This is a genomic window from Gluconacetobacter sacchari (assembly GCF_014174255.1).
GTDB classification, from domain to species: Bacteria; Pseudomonadota; Alphaproteobacteria; order Acetobacterales; family Acetobacteraceae; genus Gluconacetobacter; species Gluconacetobacter sacchari.
Genome location: NZ_JABEQJ010000006.1, coordinates 58,553 through 74,269, shown reverse-complemented (window position 1 = coordinate 74,269; position 15,717 = coordinate 58,553). Strand labels below are relative to the sequence as shown.

The 15,717-nt window shown below is 65.2% G+C and carries 10 protein-coding genes and 1 pseudogene; 5 read left to right on the top strand and 6 right to left on the bottom strand.

Annotated elements, in window-relative coordinates; all coding sequences use genetic code 11:
• Positions 1 to 91 precede the first annotated feature (91 nt).
• Positions 92 to 1,411, bottom strand: coding sequence for a dihydroorotase (locus tag HLH48_RS06415; RefSeq protein WP_182996672.1), 1,320 nt, complete (start codon positions 1,409 to 1,411; stop codon positions 92 to 94).
• A gap of 140 nt (positions 1,412 to 1,551) precedes the next feature.
• Between HLH48_RS06415 and HLH48_RS06410 the strand changes: the two genes are divergently transcribed.
• Complete coding sequence (locus tag HLH48_RS06410) at positions 1,552 to 2,256, top strand: MgtC/SapB family protein (RefSeq protein WP_182996671.1); 705 nt, start codon at positions 1,552 to 1,554, stop codon at positions 2,254 to 2,256.
• Between the two features lie 11 nt (positions 2,257 to 2,267).
• On the opposite strand, the gene HLH48_RS06405 is transcribed toward HLH48_RS06410, so the two are convergent.
• Positions 2,268 to 3,635 carry an FAD-binding oxidoreductase gene (locus HLH48_RS06405; RefSeq protein ID WP_182996670.1) on the bottom strand — a complete coding sequence of 456 codons (1,368 nt, stop codon included), beginning with the start codon at positions 3,633 to 3,635 and terminating at the stop codon, positions 2,268 to 2,270.
• Positions 3,636 to 4,142: 507 nt separating this feature from the next.
• Between HLH48_RS06405 and HLH48_RS06400 the strand changes: the two genes are divergently transcribed.
• Positions 4,143 to 6,485 carry a TonB-dependent receptor gene (locus HLH48_RS06400; RefSeq protein ID WP_182996669.1) on the top strand — a complete coding sequence of 781 codons (2,343 nt, stop codon included), beginning with the start codon at positions 4,143 to 4,145 and terminating at the stop codon, positions 6,483 to 6,485.
• A gap of 577 nt (positions 6,486 to 7,062) precedes the next feature.
• Here the strand turns inward: HLH48_RS06400 and HLH48_RS06395 are convergent.
• Both HLH48_RS06395 and HLH48_RS06390 read right to left on the bottom strand, forming a co-directional pair.
• Positions 7,063 to 9,636, bottom strand: coding sequence for a glycoside hydrolase family 31 protein (locus HLH48_RS06395; RefSeq protein ID WP_182996668.1), 2,574 nt, complete (start codon positions 9,634 to 9,636; stop codon positions 7,063 to 7,065).
• A gap of 39 nt (positions 9,637 to 9,675) precedes the next feature.
• Positions 9,676 to 11,064, bottom strand: coding sequence for a carbohydrate porin (locus HLH48_RS06390; protein ID WP_182996667.1), 1,389 nt, complete (start codon positions 11,062 to 11,064; stop codon positions 9,676 to 9,678).
• Between the two features lie 186 nt (positions 11,065 to 11,250).
• Here HLH48_RS06390 and HLH48_RS06385 point away from each other — a divergent pair, with 186 nt between their 5' ends.
• Both HLH48_RS06385 and HLH48_RS06380 read left to right on the top strand, forming a co-directional pair.
• On the top strand, positions 11,251 to 12,381 hold the full coding sequence (locus tag HLH48_RS06385; RefSeq protein ID WP_182996666.1) for a LacI family DNA-binding transcriptional regulator: 1,131 nt from the start codon (positions 11,251 to 11,253) through the stop codon (positions 12,379 to 12,381).
• Between the two features lie 246 nt (positions 12,382 to 12,627).
• Positions 12,628 to 12,735: pseudogene (locus tag HLH48_RS06380) on the top strand (IS481 family transposase); the annotation flags it as partial.
• Positions 12,736 to 12,738: 3 nt separating this feature from the next.
• On the opposite strand, the gene HLH48_RS06375 reads toward HLH48_RS06380, so the two are convergent.
• Both HLH48_RS06375 and HLH48_RS06370 read right to left on the bottom strand, forming a co-directional pair.
• The gene (locus HLH48_RS06375; RefSeq protein ID WP_182996665.1) at positions 12,739 to 13,833 is read right to left on the bottom strand and encodes a glycosyltransferase; all 1,095 of its coding nucleotides are present in this window, start codon (positions 13,831 to 13,833) and stop codon (positions 12,739 to 12,741) included.
• Positions 13,830 to 14,732 (bottom strand): glycosyltransferase family 9 protein, encoded by a 903-nt coding sequence (locus HLH48_RS06370; RefSeq protein ID WP_182996664.1) that lies wholly within the window; start codon positions 14,730 to 14,732, stop codon positions 13,830 to 13,832. The genes HLH48_RS06375 and HLH48_RS06370 overlap by 4 nt, the downstream gene beginning before the upstream one ends.
• Before the next feature lie 131 nt (positions 14,733 to 14,863).
• Here HLH48_RS06370 and ygfZ point away from each other — a divergent pair, with 131 nt between their 5' ends.
• Positions 14,864 to 15,706 (top strand): CAF17-like 4Fe-4S cluster assembly/insertion protein YgfZ, encoded by an 843-nt coding sequence (ygfZ, locus tag HLH48_RS06365; protein WP_182996663.1) that lies wholly within the window; start codon positions 14,864 to 14,866, stop codon positions 15,704 to 15,706.
• Positions 15,707 to 15,717: the final 11 nt, after the last annotated feature.

Sequence of the window (15,717 nt, the reverse complement as noted above, 5' to 3'; positions counted from 1 at the left end):
ACGCAAGACATATCCTCCCTCGGAAGCCGCCTGCGGCGGGCACCCCGCACGCACGGCGCAAATTCAAGAATATGCCAACAAGATGTCGAAATCAGGGCGTGAAGCAGGCCAGCCGGCCGCCGGGCTCGCCCAGGATCGTATCCTCGCGCATCACCGTCCGCCCGCGCACCACGGTCGCTATCGGCCAGCCCGTCACCGCCATGCCGTCGAACGGCGTCCAGCCGGCCGGGGTGACGATCCAGTCATTGGTGATGCGCCGCTTCGCCGCCAGGTCGACCAGGGTGAAGTCCGCGTCATACCCCATGGCGATCCGCCCCTTGGCCTGCAAGCCATAGACCCGCGCCGGACCGGCCGCCATCAGGTCCACCATCCGGCCCAGCGACAGGCGCCCGGCATGCACATGGTCCAGCATCACCGGCACCAGCGTCTGCACGCCCGTCAGCCCGGCGGGAGTGGACGGCCACGGCTTCGCCTTCGCCGCCAGCGCGTGCGGGGCGTGGTCCGAGCCGATCGTATCCACCATCCCGTCACGCACCGCCGCCCACGACGCCTCGTAATGCCGCCGGTCGCGGATCGGCGGGTTCATCACCGCCAGCGCCCCCAGCGCCTCGTAGCAGTCCGGCGCCACCTGGGTCAGATGGTTCACCAGTACTTCCACGGTCGCGACATCCCGATGCCCCGCCAGCCAGTCCAGCTCCTCGGCGGTCGAGGTATGCAGGATATGGACCGGCCGCCGCGCCCGCCGCGCAAGCCCCACGATCCGCCGCGTCCCCAGAAAGGCGCATTCCTCGTCCCGCCAGAACGGATGCATGTCATAGGACATGCCCTCGGTCAGCAGCGCCTTCCGGGCCTGAAGCCGATATTCGTCCTCGGAATGAAAGGCCACGCGCCGGTGCCCGTGCTCCAGCACCTGGCGAATGCCCTCGTCATCCTCGATCATCAGGTCGCCGGTCGAAGACCCGGCAAAGACCTTGATCGCGCAGACGCCGTCATACTGCTCGTACTCGCCCAGCCGCGGGGTGTTCGCGCGCGTCCCGCCGACATACATCGCGAAATCGACCCAGCTCTCCCGCGACGCATAGCCCTGCTTCCAGCGCAGCATGTCGCCATCGGTGATCGACGGCGCGGTGTTGGGCATGTCGAATACGGTGGTCACGCCCCCCAGCGCAGCCGCCCGGGTCCCGGTCGGAATGCTCTCCACCGCCGCGTCGCCGGGGTCGCGCAGATGCACATGCGGGTCGATCAGCCCCGGCAGCACATGCAGGCCGGCGGCCTCGATCACCTCGTCCGCCTCATCCGCCACCCCGGCCGACAGGCTGGCGATCCGCCCCGCCCGCACGCCGATATCGGTCTTCGCCTCGCCCCACGGCAGGACGCACACGCCGTTGCGGATGATCAGGTCGTAATGCATCGGTCCTCGCAGCCTCTCGTTCCCTGCGACGTACTCCTTTCGGGGCAGGCGCGGCAAGACCGGACGACGCTCGACCCCGTGCCTCCGGCGCACTAGGCTGCCGATGCCAGGATCTTCATGGTCCGTATCGGGAGGCGCGCATGGGCGCATTCAACGGCCAGGGCTGGCTCCAGCTTGGAGAACTGGCCCTCGCCTTCGTCCTGTCGGCCCTGATCGGCGTCGAACGCGAGATCAGGCAGAAGAGCGCCGGCGTGCGAACCTACACGCTGGTGGGCGTGGCCGCCGCCCTGTTCATGCTGGTCTCGAAATACGGCTTCAACGACGTGCTGCGCCCGCAGGTGGTGGTGGACCCGTCGCGCATCGCGGCCCAGGTTGTCTCGGGCATCGGCTTCATCGGTGGCGGCGTCATCTTCATGCGGCGCGACATCGTGCGCGGCCTGACCACGGCGGCCTCGGTGTGGCTGACCGCCGCGCTCGGCATGGCCTGCGGAGCCGGCCTGCCGGCCCTCGCCATCGCCACCACCATCGGCCATTTCGTGATCATGTTCGGCTTCCCCAAGATCATCAGCCGCCTGCCCGCCAGCAGAAAGAACGGCACGGTCCTGCGCCTGGTCTACGAGGACGGGCGCGGCCTGCTGCGCGCGATCCTGCTCTGCTGCACCCGGTGCCGCTTCGCCATCGAACAGGTGAGGCTGAGCACCCACCCCTCCGACCAGCGCCCGTCGGCCGTGACCCTGTTCATGCAGGTCAAGGGCAAGCGCCCCATCTCCCGCCTGGTCGAGAAACTCAGCGAAATCGACGGGGTGTGGGAGGTCGAGACCACGGAGGATGACGGCCTGGAGTAAAATGCGGAAACCTACAGCATCTTCCCCGGATTGAGGATATTCCCCGGGTCCATCGTCCGCTTGAGCGCGCGCATCATCTCCAGCGCCACCGGATCGTGCTCCTCAGCCATGAAGGCGCGCTTGCCCAGCCCGATCCCGTGCTCGCCGCTGCACGACCCGCCGAGCGCCAGCGCCCGGCGCACGATCTTCCGGTCCAGCGCCCAGGCCTGCTCCAGCGCATCGGGCGTCGGCGGCACCAGGATGACCGTATGGAAATTGCCGTCGCCCACATGCCCGACGATGGGCGCGGTCAGGCCGGACGCCACGATATCCGCCTTCACTCCCGTCACCAGCTCCGTCAGCGCCGAAATCGGCACGATCGCATCGGTGGTCATGGCCCGATATCCGGGGCGATAGGCCAGGCAGGCCCAGTAGGCATGGTGGCGGGCCCGCCACAACGCCGCCCGCTGGTCCGGGTCGGTATGCCAGTCGAAGCCCAGTCCCCCGCGATCGGCCGCGATGGCCTCCACCACGCCGATCTGCTCGCGCACCGCCTCCGAACCGCCGACGAACTCCAGGAACAGCGTCGGCAGCGTACGCAGCCCCGTCAGGCCGGAATAGCGAATGCTGGCATCCATCTGCACATCGTCCAGCAACTCGACCCGCCCGATCGGCACGCCGAATTGCAGGATGTCGATGGCGGTCGACACGGCATCCGACAGGGTCTCGAACTGCACGACGGCGGCGGCGATGGTTTCGGGAATCGGATGCAGCCGCAACTGGACCTCCGTAATCACCCCCAGCGTGCCCTCCGAGCCGATCAGCAGATGGGTCAGGTCATATCCGGTCGAGGATTTGCGCACCCGCCCGCCGGTGCGCATCACCCGTCCATCGGCCAGCACGACCGTCAGCCCCAGCACATTCTCGCGGATCGTGCCATAGCGCACCGCCGCGGTGCCCGAGGCCCGGGTGGCGCACATGCCGCCGATGGTCGCCTCACCACCCGGATCGACGGGAAAGAACAGCCCGGTATCGCGCAGCATATGGTTCAGCGACTGGCGGGTGATCCCCGCCTGCACCCGGCAATCCATGTCCTGCGGATTGACCGACAGCACATCCGTCATCCGCGACAGGTCGAGGCTGATCCCCCCCTCGGGCGGATTGACATGCCCTTCCAGCGACGTCCCGGCGCCGAAGGCGGCCAGCGGCACCCCATGGTCGTTGCACAGCGCCAGGGTCAGCGCCACGTCGTCCGTGCTCCGCGCGAACACCACCGCACCGGGCATGCTGGGCGCGTGATGGCCCTCGCCATGGCTGTGCTGCTCGCGCACGGCCTCGGCGGTCGAAACCTGCTCCTCGCCCAGCCGCGCGCGCAGGGCCGCAATCAGGTCGATATCCATGGGCTCCACTTCCCTTTCGCACCGGCATGTGATCCGTATCCGCCGCTATCCCTGATGCAGTCGACCTCGGACAGGCAATTCAAAATGCCGTATATCGGCCCCGCTTCAGGTTCAGGCGTCCCATCGCGTCATATGGCCCGCGCCTCGCGACCGGGCCGCACGCGTCGCCCGTCGAAAGCCTCACCGATGAGGCCGGGGCCATCCTTTTCTTCATCGCCGAACAGGGAATGCGCCTCCCTGAACTGACCCCCCGCCACCGTCCTGCTCGCCGCCATCGCCCGCGCCCGTCGCGCCTGGCCCTTTCAAGACGGCTGTTGGCCCTCACGAAGAAGACAGCGACGGCCCGTTTTCATTACGTTTCTTACATGGAATGTAACGGGAGCGGACCGCGATGACGAAAGAGGCCCGGATCGGGCCTTTCAAGCGCAGCGCCAGATGCCTCTCCGGGCATCCGCGCCGCGCCATGAGCCCCCATCCGCAATCGCGTCCCTGACGGAAAAGAACTCCATGAAAACACGCACCATCCTCTCTCTGAGGCGCGGCCTCCTCACCTCGGGCGCCGCCATGCTGGCTCTCACCCAGGCCGCCGCCGCCCAATCGGCCCCCGGCAGCCGCCCCCGGCAGCCGCCCCCCGGGGCGTCGAAGACCGCGCACCATCCCGCGTCCGCGCCCGCCAGGGCAGCACCAAGCCAGGCGCCGCAGCCGGCGGTCGACGAAAAGGAAGCACCGGGCGAGGCCATCACCGTCTCCGCCACGCGCCGGCGCACCACGACGCACGACGTCGCGGATTCGGTAACGGTCCTGAGCGGCAGGAAACTCGAACAGCTCGGCGCCCAGTCCTACGAGGATTATATCAAGCTGGTTCCCGGCGCGACCTTCACCCCCACGGTGCCGGGTATCTCCACCATCACCTTCCGCGGCATCTCCACCACGGCGGGGCTCGATCAGGGCCAGGGCACGACAGGCTATTTCCTGAATGACATTCCCCTGACCGAGCCCGGATTCGCCATCGACATTCCCAATATCGACACGTTCGACGTCGCCCGCGTCGAGGCACTGCGCGGCCCACAGAGCACCCTGTTCGGCTCGGCAACGCTCGGCGGCGCCATCGACTACATCCCCAACCAGGCGGACGGTTCCAAACTGGATGCCGCCGCGCAATCCACGATCGACGGCATGCCGGGCCATGAAGTCGGGTATGGCGAGAAGGGGATGATCAACATACCCGTCATCAAGGGAAAACTCGCCATCCGCGGCGTGCTCGACTACAGGCAGGACCCGGGCTACATCACCAATCTGGGCATCGGCCGCAACACCAACACCACCTATACGCGCAACGCGCGGGCCAGCATCGTCTTCACGCCGTTCGAGGGCACGAAGCTCGCCTACACCTATCTGGGCCAGAGCGTCCAGGTGTCGGACGACCCCTATTCCGAGCCGCAGGCACTGGGCAATTACGTCAAGCAGCGCCTGACGACCGAGCGCGTCTATACCCAGACCCAGATGCACGAACTCCGGCTGGATCAGGACCTGCCGTTCGCAACGCTGTCGGCCATGGCGGCCTTCCTGCGCAAGGGGCAAAGCAGCTACTGGGATGACACCCCCTTCTTCGGGTCGTTCGTCCCCGGCCTGCACAGCCCGACCTACGCCCCGCAGGAGGGCGACAGCAAGTCGATGTATTACGAGGTCCGGCTCACATCGCATCAGCACCGGCCCTTCACCTGGCTGATCGGCGCGGCCTATTACGACAGTTGGAAACGCATCAGCGCGCCCGTCCTGACACCGGGCATCGAACCCGCCCTGGCCGGCATCTACGGCCCGGCGCTGGCCCAGCAGATGGTCAGGAACGGCGATGACTGGGAAAATCCGGACATGGCCAAGTACGACGGAACGGAAAAATCCATCTCCGGTGAAATGTCCTGGCGTTTCCTGAAGGACTTCACCGTCACCGGTGGCGCGCGCGTGTTCAACATGGCACAGAACTCCTCCAGCCAGCTCGGCGGCTATGGCGCGTATCTGGATTATGGCACGCTGTATCATCGCGGGGCAGGCTTCGTCTCGCAGACCAGCGCCCTGCCGAAATTCTCCTTCAAATACGAACCGAACCGCCAGATCATGGCCTATTTCCAGCTCTCCGAAGGCTACCGGTTCGGCGCGCCCAATACCAATCCGGTCAATCCGAAATACCCGACCCCCCAGGGAACGAAGTCCGACAGCCTGATCAATTACGAGGTCGGCACCCGCCTGACCCTGCTCCACAGCCACCTGGTCCTGGAACCGACCTTATACTGGATCGACTGGAGCAACATGCAGGCCCGCCTGGCGCGGCCCGACGGCATTACCTACGGGGCGAATGTCGGCAACGCCGTCAGCCGGGGCTTCGAATTTTCCGGAACATGGCTGACCCCGCTTCCCGGCCTCAGCCTGAACGCCAACGCGACCTATACCGACGCCCATACGACGCAGAGCATCGATGGCGGCCTGGGCAATATCATCGCCAAGGGAACGCAACTGGCCTCCAGCCCGAAATGGCAGTTCAGCGAGGTCCTGACCTACCAGAGCGAAAGCCTGCCGCTGCATCCGCAATTTTCGGTGGTGCATCATTACCAGGGCAGCGCGCCGGGTCTGATGGGCAACAGCTTCAGGATCGGCAACTACAACACGGTCGATATCCGCGTCACCGGCCGTTTCCACAGTGCCATCGGCAACTCGTCCATCAGCCTCTACGTCAACAACCTCAATCAGTCGCGGGGCGTGACCATGGGCTATCTCAACGGGGCGCCGACACTGGATCAGATCTATCTCATGCCGCCACGCCTGATCGGCATGACGCTCAACTGGCATCTTTAGAGGCTAGCTGTCAGGTTGCGAGACGTCCTTGGGATGGCGTAGCGTGGGCGATACCGCGTTACGCTCCATGGTTTTATTCCGGTTGCAGAAAGACCGAATGATGCTTCAGATCCATCCACGGGCCCGCACGACACCGTCCGTCCGGGCTGACATAGCGCGTTCGCCAGAACCGACATCCATTCTCCTGTGCTCCAGCGCGTGGCGGGGATTGTGCTGGCCATGACGATCTGGTCGACCATGATCATCTTCGGCATGACCGGTTCTGGCGACCCAGGCGGACAAGAGCACCTTGAACCGGTTGGAACCCGGGCGCGCCGAGACCTCCGCGTTCGCGATGAGCGTCCTGAGCCCTGCGCTGAACCGCGGCCCGCGCCGCCATGCCGGATGCCTCCTCCACCAGAACCCGTTTCCGAAGTCCGTCAGCAGACGCTCGAGACATCACCCGGCCTTTCCATGGAACTCGATCCATGGAAAGGGTGAATCACAGGGCGCCCACCCTGTCACGGCGCTGAATCGATGTTCGGTGGAGCTGCTCCTGCAATCGAGTCGCCGGGGCAACGCACTTACGAACCGTGGTCTATCGGTCGAGCGAAACGGTCATCGTCGTCGCGCGAGACGAATAGGGGATCGTGAAGCGCAGACGCCTCTGGGCCCTGTCGTAACGCAGTTTCGAGACCTGGGCCCCGTTGATCGTCGGCGTGCTGGACGTCCTCACCCCGAACATGGTGACGTCGATCGTCTGCCACCAAGGCTTGTACCGGCCTTCAGGCGCTTCCAATGTGAGCGTGACCCGGTCTCCCGACGAGCGTCCGGAGAAGTGCTGCCGGAAGAAACCACCCTTGCGATAGTCGAACGTCGTGCCATCGTCGGTATAAAGATCTCCGCCCATCTCGGGCGCGGTATAGACGGCAAGCTGAAGCGCGCCCTTCGGGGTCTCGCTCGTGCTTTGCGTCAGGGGCTGTCGGGGGATGATGCTGCCCCCGCGAACATAGACCGGCACGGTGTCGAGCTGCGGGGCGACCATCAGCATATGCGGCGCGACGGCGGGATCGTCGACGATGGCGGTTTGAATGCCGCTATTGCCGGTCGCCTGGGCGGTGTCCATATTTTCGATCAAACCGCCTGTCCAGTAGTCGTACCAGGACCCGGGCGGAAGAATGACCTTATACTTATCCACCGTGTCCGGCATGACCTGCGGTGCGACCAAGATGTCAGGGCCCCACATGAACTCGCTCGGATTCTGAAGATCCAGAACCTGACCGCCGGCCGCGGTGGGAAATTCGAGAAACAGCGGACGCATCATCGGGATGCCGGTGCGGCTGGCTTCCTCGGCGATCGTATAGATATAGGGCAGCAGCTTGTAGCGATCCTCGATGTATCGGCGGCGGATATCCTCCTGCGCCTTCCCATCCACCCAAGGCTCCTGCATGCGGGTCCCCTTGTCCGAATGGTCTTCGGCGATCGGGTTGAACATCCCGATCTCGAGCCATTTCGTCAGCAGGTCGGGCGGCGGCGACAGGGCGAAGCCACCAAGATTGTCCCCTGCATAGGCGAAGCCGCTCAGGCCCAAGCTAAGGAGCATCGGCGTCGCGAGACGCATATGATTCCAGCTCGACGTGGTGTCGCCGGTCCATGTCGTGGAATAGCGTTGTCCACCGGCATAGGACGCGCGCATCATGACGAAAGGTCGCTGATCGGGTTTGAGCCGGATCTGCGCCTCGTAGGTCGCACGGCCGTTTTCCATGCCGTAAACGTTGTGCATCTCGGCATGCGTCGCCGTGCGGGTCTGAAAACCGGGCTCGTCAATGCGGTGTACCACGTCGTTCGGCATCGTCTTGATCGGAATGAACACGGAAGGCTCATTCATGTCGTTCCAGAACCCGTCAATCGCGTCCTTGACGTAGAACTCGTTGTAAAGAGTTCCCCAGTATTCGCGTGCCTTCTGGTCGGTAAAGTCCGGAAATAGTGCCGGACCTGGCCAGACGGGCCCCACGAAACGCGAACCATCAGGGTTGTGGAGGAAGACATCGCTCGCGATTCCCTTGTCGTAGGGCGCGTATCCTTGATTGGGGGCGGCAGCGATATGCAGGTCCGTGATCACCACGGTCTTGAAGTTCTGCTTGTGCAAATCGGCCATTAGACCGGAGAAGTTCGGGAAAGCCTTTGTATCGACCGTGAACGGGCGATGCCGGTCCTGAAAATCGATATCGAACCACAAGACGTCCGCCGGAATACGATCGTGCCGAAGCCGCTTCGCGATCGACCGGATCGCCGCATCGTCCGGATAGGAATAACGAGACTGCTGGAATCCGAACGTCCAGCGCGGCACGAGCGGCGGCACGCCCGTCAGTCGGGCATACTGCTTGACCACATCCTTGGGTGTGGGCCCCGTCATGACGTAATAATCAATGGCGCCCCCATCGGCGCCAAAGGACATCTCCTCCGGATTGGCGACGCCAAAGTCGAAAACCGACCTCCAGGTATTGTCCATGAACACGCCGTAGGCCCGCCCTTTGTCGAAGCCGATGAAGAACGGAATATCCTTGTAGAGTGGATCCTGACGTTCCTGGAAAGGGTAGGAGTCCGTATTCCAGTTTTGCCAGACGTATCCACGGCGATCGAGGGGCGCCATCTTATCGCCCAGTCCGAAGACATGCAGGCCCGGCGTCATTTTTTTTACAAGTCGAAAGCCGGTCTTACCGGCAACATAGGGCGCATCGACATCGGTCAGGATCGTGGCGCCGTTGCGGTCCCGGACTGTGATCGCGCCCGTCGCACGATCAATCGAGACCCGGCCCGCGTCGGTCGAGACGCCAAGGCTTGTGTCGTCGTCCGACGGGCGCAATTCCGCGTGCTGAGCACGAGTTTCCGGTGTCACGGCCCAGGATGCGTCTTCCGGCAATGCGCTGTTCCGGCCGATCCGGATCCGGAATATGCCGTTCGGGAGCGCTGACACGTCGATGATGGTCGTCCCGCGCGCGACCTGGAGCAGTTCCGAAGAGCGGGTGGAGATCCGATAATTGTCCTGGCTTCCGTGAGCGCCGATGGTGACGTCGTTACCTCGCGGCGCCGCACCCTGGGCAACGCCGAAAGCCGGCATGGCGAGCATCGTTCCCGTCATGGCGATGGCGCGGAATGATCGGAATGTCATGATTATAGCCTCTCGTTGCTATTCGGTTGGCGACCGTCATCAGAAAATCTGCACATGGACCCGCAGCCCCAAGAACGTCGCGTTCGGGATGTTCCGCTGGGCGTTCGGATGGACGAAGTACTGGACGTCGGGGGCGACGAGGATGCCGTGACCGACGTCGAAGTGGTACGTCGCCTCTACGACCTGGGCGAAGCGCTGCACTTGGTAGGGAATGCCCGGGTGGATCTGGTCCTTGTAGCCGAGCGGGGGCCTCAGTCCGGCGGCGAGCGCCGCGCCTTGCGCGCGCCCCCACTTGCCGCTGATCGACGTCGCACTGAAAATGACGCCAAAACTGTCCTTCGGGCGGGACTTCCAGAAATGATTGTCGACGAAACCAATGACGTATTGTTCGGCGCGGCGGGCAATGTTCGGATCGTTATGATTGAACCGGAGCATCAGCATCAGCCCCTGATCGTCCCCCGGGGCGTTACGCAACAGCATCTGGTCATAGACGAACCAGCTATCCGGGTAAGGGTGATCCTGACGGGGCGGCCGACCCGATGTGACGAACACATCGTTTTGCGCATCGCGCAGCACGTCCGGCACCGTGGCGGTCTGGTAGGACATGCCGAGCTTTACCCGGCCGTTCAGATGTTGGGCTCCGAAGCTGGTGTGATATTCGAGTTCCGCCGGGACGCCGACACCCGGCGTTTCCGCCAGCGTCCAGTTCCAGCCGCTCAGGTTGTTAGCACGCACGTCGGCATACACGCCCGTGTTGATCAGAAGAGAGGACATCAGCGCGTAGCTCGCGCGCAGTCCCCAGACGGCCTTCGGATAGGAACTGTTGATACTGATGTCGGTCGGCGTCTTCGGGATGCCGCAAAGCGTGTTGTTGATGAACTGGCAGTTCAGTGGTGAGGCATCGAAATTGTTGAGCAGCCCGATGCGCCCGAGGAAGACGTCGAGACGATCATGAAACGCCTTTTGCTCGAAGTAGAACAGTGCCATGTGGAAGGCGACGTTGCCGCCGCCGCCATAGACCTGCTGGCTGGGATTGAGCGTGTCGCCGAATCCCCAGGCGGCCGAGGTCCCGTATCGCGTGACGGACACGAAATGGGTCGAAAGCCCCCGGATACCGGCCAGTTTGGCCCAGTCGACGTCGAGGCCCCAGCCCATCTGGCCCGTGTTGTCGACGCTGCGGGTGATGCCGCCACCCACGTTGCCGCCGAACTCGTTTTCGGTGTCGATTGACGGGGCGAGACCCCAGTTTTTCAGCCAGGTCCTGAAGCGCGACGGATCCATGAACAATGCGGTGGGCTGATAGTTGAATTCCAGATTTGCCAGTTCCCTTGGATTGTCATCGAAAGCCGATGTCGGGACCGCCTGGGCGCATGCGCGTTCGCCAAAGACGGGAATGGAGAAGACGAAGAGAAATACAAGAAAAGTCACAGTATTTTCTGTGATGCGCCTGACTCTCGAGATGCACGGAGAAGCGATCTGGCGCACAGGCGACCTTAATTGAAAAGCCCAGGGCGTTCTGTCGACACGGCGCGGTGTCGGAGCAGTTATTAAACTCCACGTAACTTTCACGTGCAAGTATCAAAGAGTGATTGTGTCGAAATCGTGATCGGGTTTATGATCGATGATGATATACGCAAGCGCGATCCTCATTTCGTGACCCAGACGCCGCGACAGAGAACGAAACCCGCACGTGTGACGATCAAGGACATCGCCGCAGCGCTCGGCATTTCTCACACGTCGGTCTCGAACGCGTTCAGTCGACCCGATGAACTGTCTCCGGCTCTTCGTGAGCGCATTCTCCATGCAGCGCGTCTTATGGGGTATGCTGGCCCGAACGCCGCCAGCAATCAGCTTCGTACGGGCCGTTATGGGGCCATCGGTCTGGTGTTCAGCGAGGATCTGCCTTACGGCTTCAGCGACCCTATGGCACTGGCTGTGATGCATGGTGTCGCTTTAGGGTGTCGCGCGCATAAGCTCGATCTGACGCTGATGCCGGAGCAGAACGATGCATTTCATCTCGAGAGAAGTACCGGGCTGTCGCTTGGAAGCCGGCCAGTCGATGGATACATCATGTATTCGCTCGACTCCGACAGTCGATATATCCATTCGGCTCGTAATGCCGATATTCCGACCGTGGTGATCGATCAGCCCTTGCTCGAAGGACGTTCTTTTGTCGGCATCGACGATCATAATGCCGGTCGGGTCGGCGCCCGGGAACTTTTGCGCCTCGGGCACCGGCGTTTCGGCATAGCGTCGCTCAAGTCGCACAGCGATAGCTATACGGGTTGGGTGAACAGCGACCGCCGGGCGAGTGCCACCTATGCGATCGTTGCCGCTCGCTTGGCGGGCTACCTTGCGGAACTCTACGAGGCCGGTGTGCGGCCGGAGGAAATACACATCTGGGAAGTCGCCCAGAACTCCGAGCGGGCCGGCGCGGAAGCCCTCCGCGCCCTTCTCGGCGCCGACCCGAAGATGACGGCCGTCCTGGCCATGAGCGACCGTATCGGCATCGGGATGGTGGGTGAAGCAGGCGCGCTGGGCCGGACCGTTCCCGACGATCTGTCGGTCCTCGGCTTCGACGACATACCGATGGCCGCCCAAGCCGGACTCGCCTCGCTGAAACAATCCGGGGAAGAAAAGGGGCGGACGGCCGTCGAACTGTTACTCGGGCCCGGCACGCGGTCCGTCATCCTGCCGACCGAATTTATGGCGAGATCATCGATAGGTCCGTGTCGACCTCGATAATTGGGCAATTCTCCAGCACGCCTGACCATCTCGCCACCCTTCCAGGGCCGACGCACTGCAACGACTTTCGAAAACACGCCAAGGGCCTGCTTGTGATACCATCCGCGCCCGACATGACTTGCAGGTTCTTGCCCGACATAGATCGTTTTGTGAGATCCGACGACATCGTTTCAATCTTCCCGGCCCAATCTTCAGGTAATCGGGCATGCTGGTGGAGCTGTGGATCTGCCGGGAGGGAAATTGATGGACAGAACACAGATACGCGAGGAAATCGAGGCCGCCTTTGATCCAGCAATCGAACGAATCCGACATAGCAATTATCGGCTCGATCAGGCTCTCGCGGCAGTGAAATGATCTCTACAGAAACGACAGCAACCGCGCCTCCAGCCGCGCGGACTGCACGGGGGCGCTCAGCGCCTCCCGTACCACCTTCAACGCGGCCCCCGCCATCCCGTCGCGGGCTCCGGGGGCCAGCATCGCCGCCATCGCATCGGCCAGCGCCACCGGGTCGGCGGCCGGCACCACGATCCCCGCCCCCGAGCCTTCCAGCACGCCCTCAAGCCCCGACTGGTCGGAGCCGATCACCGGCACCCCGCGCGCCATCGCCTCCACCGCCACGCTGGGCAATCCCTCGCGATCACCGCCGGCCGAGACCACGCTGGGCACCAGCAACGCGATCGCCCGGTCCATCCGCGCCGCCAGGTCCGCGGCCGCCAGCCAGCCGGTAAAACGCACGTTCTCCAGCCCGGCGGCATAATCCCGCATCGCGCCCAGCAGCGGCCCGTCACCCGCCAGCACCACCGGCGGCACCAGTCCGCGCCCCGCCAGCACCCGCAGCGCATCGATCAGCGTCGATACCCCCTTCTTGTCGACGAACCGCCCGGCGAACACGAACTGCTCGGCCGGCCCGACGGCGGGCGCGGCCGGCTCCACCCCGATCGGGATCACTTCCAGCAGGCCGGGCCGCACCCCCCGCTCCAGCAGCTTGTCGCGCACCCCCTCGGACACACAGACGAACAGCGATGCATATTCCTGCAATGCCCGCCACCTGCGGCGGAAGATGGACGGCACCGCCCCCCGGCGATAATGCCGGTCCTTGAAGGCATCACCACCATGAAAGGTCACGACCAGCGGCACGCCCAGCGCCCGGGCCATCGGCAGCGCCAGCGCGCCGCCCCGCCCGAACTGGGCATGCACCAGCACCGGCGACAGATCGGCGACCGCGCCCGCCGCCCCCCAGCCGAACTGCCTGAACGCCGCCCGACGCAGCGGCCGCAACGGCCCGCTGCCACCGAGAAACCGCACGTCGCCGGGCAGATCGGGCGCCGCCGCGTCCCGCCGGCAGCCGACCCAGCAGGGCCGCAGGCTGCGGAACCCGATATATTGCCGCCGCATGAAGGCCTGCTCCGAGGGCGGCAGCAACCGGTCGCGATAGACCAGAACGGTCCTCACGCCCTCCACCCCAGCAGATCGACGGCCGCCGCGACCACCGGCGCGACCTCCAGCCCGGCGATCGGGGCGCTGCCTTCCGGCCCCGGTGCCGCGATCCCCCGCGCGCACCGCCCGACCGGCCCGTATTCCGACATCCGGCTGGGCCCGAACACCCCCAGCGTCGGCGTGCCGACCGCCGCCGACAGATGCATCAGCCCCGAATCATTGCCGATGAACCCCCCGCATCGTGCCAGCAGCGCGGCCACCTGCGGCAGGGCAAGCCCCCCGCCCGCATCGACCGCATCGGGCATGGCCGCGAGCACGGGCGCGGCCATCCGCCGCTCGGCCTCGCCGGGGCCGTACAGGATCACGACGCGCATCTCCGGCCGCAACGCCCGCAACGCCCGCGCCAGCGCGACGAAATGCGCGGCGGGCCACACCTTGCCCGCCCAGTTCGCCGTCGGCGCCAGCGCCAGCCAGACCGGCCCGTCGGGCAGCATCGCCTGGGCCAGCGCCCGGTCGGCCGCCGCCATCCACATCACCGGCAACGGCGGCGGCGACAGGCCCAGCACCGCGCCCAGATGCGCCACCCGCGCCCCCTGCCGCCGCCCGCCGCGCATGATCGCCCGCCGCCGCGCCGCCAGAAACAGCGTCACCGCCGAGCCCCGCAAATCCACGCACAGGTCCCACCGCACCCCCACACAGGCGCGCCACAGCGAGAGCCAGTGCAGGTCATATCTGCGCTTGGTCACGACGATGGTGCGCTCGCGCCCGGGCATCGCCTCGAACAACCCGGCCGCCACCGGCCCGCAGGCGATGGTAAAGCGTGCCCGCGGATAGCGGGCCAGCAGGACAGCCAGCAATCCGGTGGACAGCACCGCGTCGCCCAGCCGTGTGGAGGTAATGAACAGGATCCGCATGCGGCGCCAGACTAGCCCATCGCCCGGCCCGGCGAAATCGCCCTCTCCACCAACGCCGTGCCTGCCCCCACATCCATTCCGTTCGAACGCGATAGGCCCCACGCCATTCCCGGGCTATAGGATCAGACACCATGGTTGACCCGACACATCTCGCCCACCTTCCGGACCGGGCCGTGCTGGCCCTCTCCGGGCTCGACCGGCACAGTTTCCTCCAGGGACTGGTCTCCAACGATGTCACGGCCGTCGCCCCCGGCCACGCGGTCTGGGCCGCGCTGCTGACGGCGCAGGGCCGGTGGGTGGCCGATTTCTTCCTGTTCGCCGACCCGGACGGCACGCGCCTGCTGCTGGAGTGCGAGGCCGCCCAGGCCGCCATGCTGCGCCAGCGCCTGCTGCGCTACCGCCTGCGCTCCGACGTCTCGATCGACGAGACCGGATTCGCCGTCCACGCCGCCTGGGGCGCGGTGCCCCCGATGCTCGATTCCACCATCGGCGCCCCCGATCCGCGCCTGGCCGAAGCCGGCTGGCGGCTGCTGCTGCCGCGCCCGGCGGAAGGCGCGGCCGACCACGCCGCCTACGACGCCCACCGCCTGGCGCTGGGCCTGCCCGACGGCTCGCGTGACTGCGAGGAAGGCAAGACCCTGCTGCTGGAAGCCAATTTCGAGGCGCTGAACGGCATTTCCTGGACCAAGGGCTGCTATATGGGCCAGGAACTCACCGCCCGCACCCGCTATCGCGGCCTGGTCAAGCGCAAGCTGCTGCCGGTCTCCGGCACCGCCCTGCCGCCGCCCGGCACCCCCCTGCTCCAGGCCGGGAAGGAGGCCGGACACATGGCCTCGTCCCGCGACGGCCAGGGCCTGGCGATGGTGCGTCTCGCCCACCGCAGCGGCGAACTGACCACGGAAGACGGCCATTCGGTGCAGGTCCACATCCCAGCCTGGCTCCCCCTGTCGGAAGCCGACGCGCCAGGGGACTGACCGGATTACAC

Excerpts from the sequence above, each read along its gene's own strand:
- HLH48_RS06400 (WP_182996669.1), top strand. The coding sequence starts at position 4,143 with ATGAAAACACGCACCATCCTCTCTCTGAGGCGCGGCCTCCTCACCTCG.
- ygfZ (WP_182996663.1), top strand. The coding sequence starts at position 14,864 with ATGGTTGACCCGACACATCTCGCCCACCTTCCGGACCGGGCCGTGCTG.
- HLH48_RS06370 (WP_182996664.1), bottom strand. The coding sequence starts at position 14,732 with ATGCGGATCCTGTTCATTACCTCCACACGGCTGGGCGACGCGGTGCTG.
- HLH48_RS06410 (WP_182996671.1), top strand. The coding sequence starts at position 1,552 with ATGGGCGCATTCAACGGCCAGGGCTGGCTCCAGCTTGGAGAACTGGCC.
- HLH48_RS06385 (WP_182996666.1), top strand. The coding sequence starts at position 11,251 with ATGATCGATGATGATATACGCAAGCGCGATCCTCATTTCGTGACCCAG.
- HLH48_RS06415 (WP_182996672.1), bottom strand. The coding sequence starts at position 1,411 with ATGCATTACGACCTGATCATCCGCAACGGCGTGTGCGTCCTGCCGTGG.
- HLH48_RS06405 (WP_182996670.1), bottom strand. The coding sequence starts at position 3,635 with ATGGATATCGACCTGATTGCGGCCCTGCGCGCGCGGCTGGGCGAGGAG.
- HLH48_RS06395 (WP_182996668.1), bottom strand. The coding sequence starts at position 9,636 with ATGACATTCCGATCATTCCGCGCCATCGCCATGACGGGAACGATGCTC.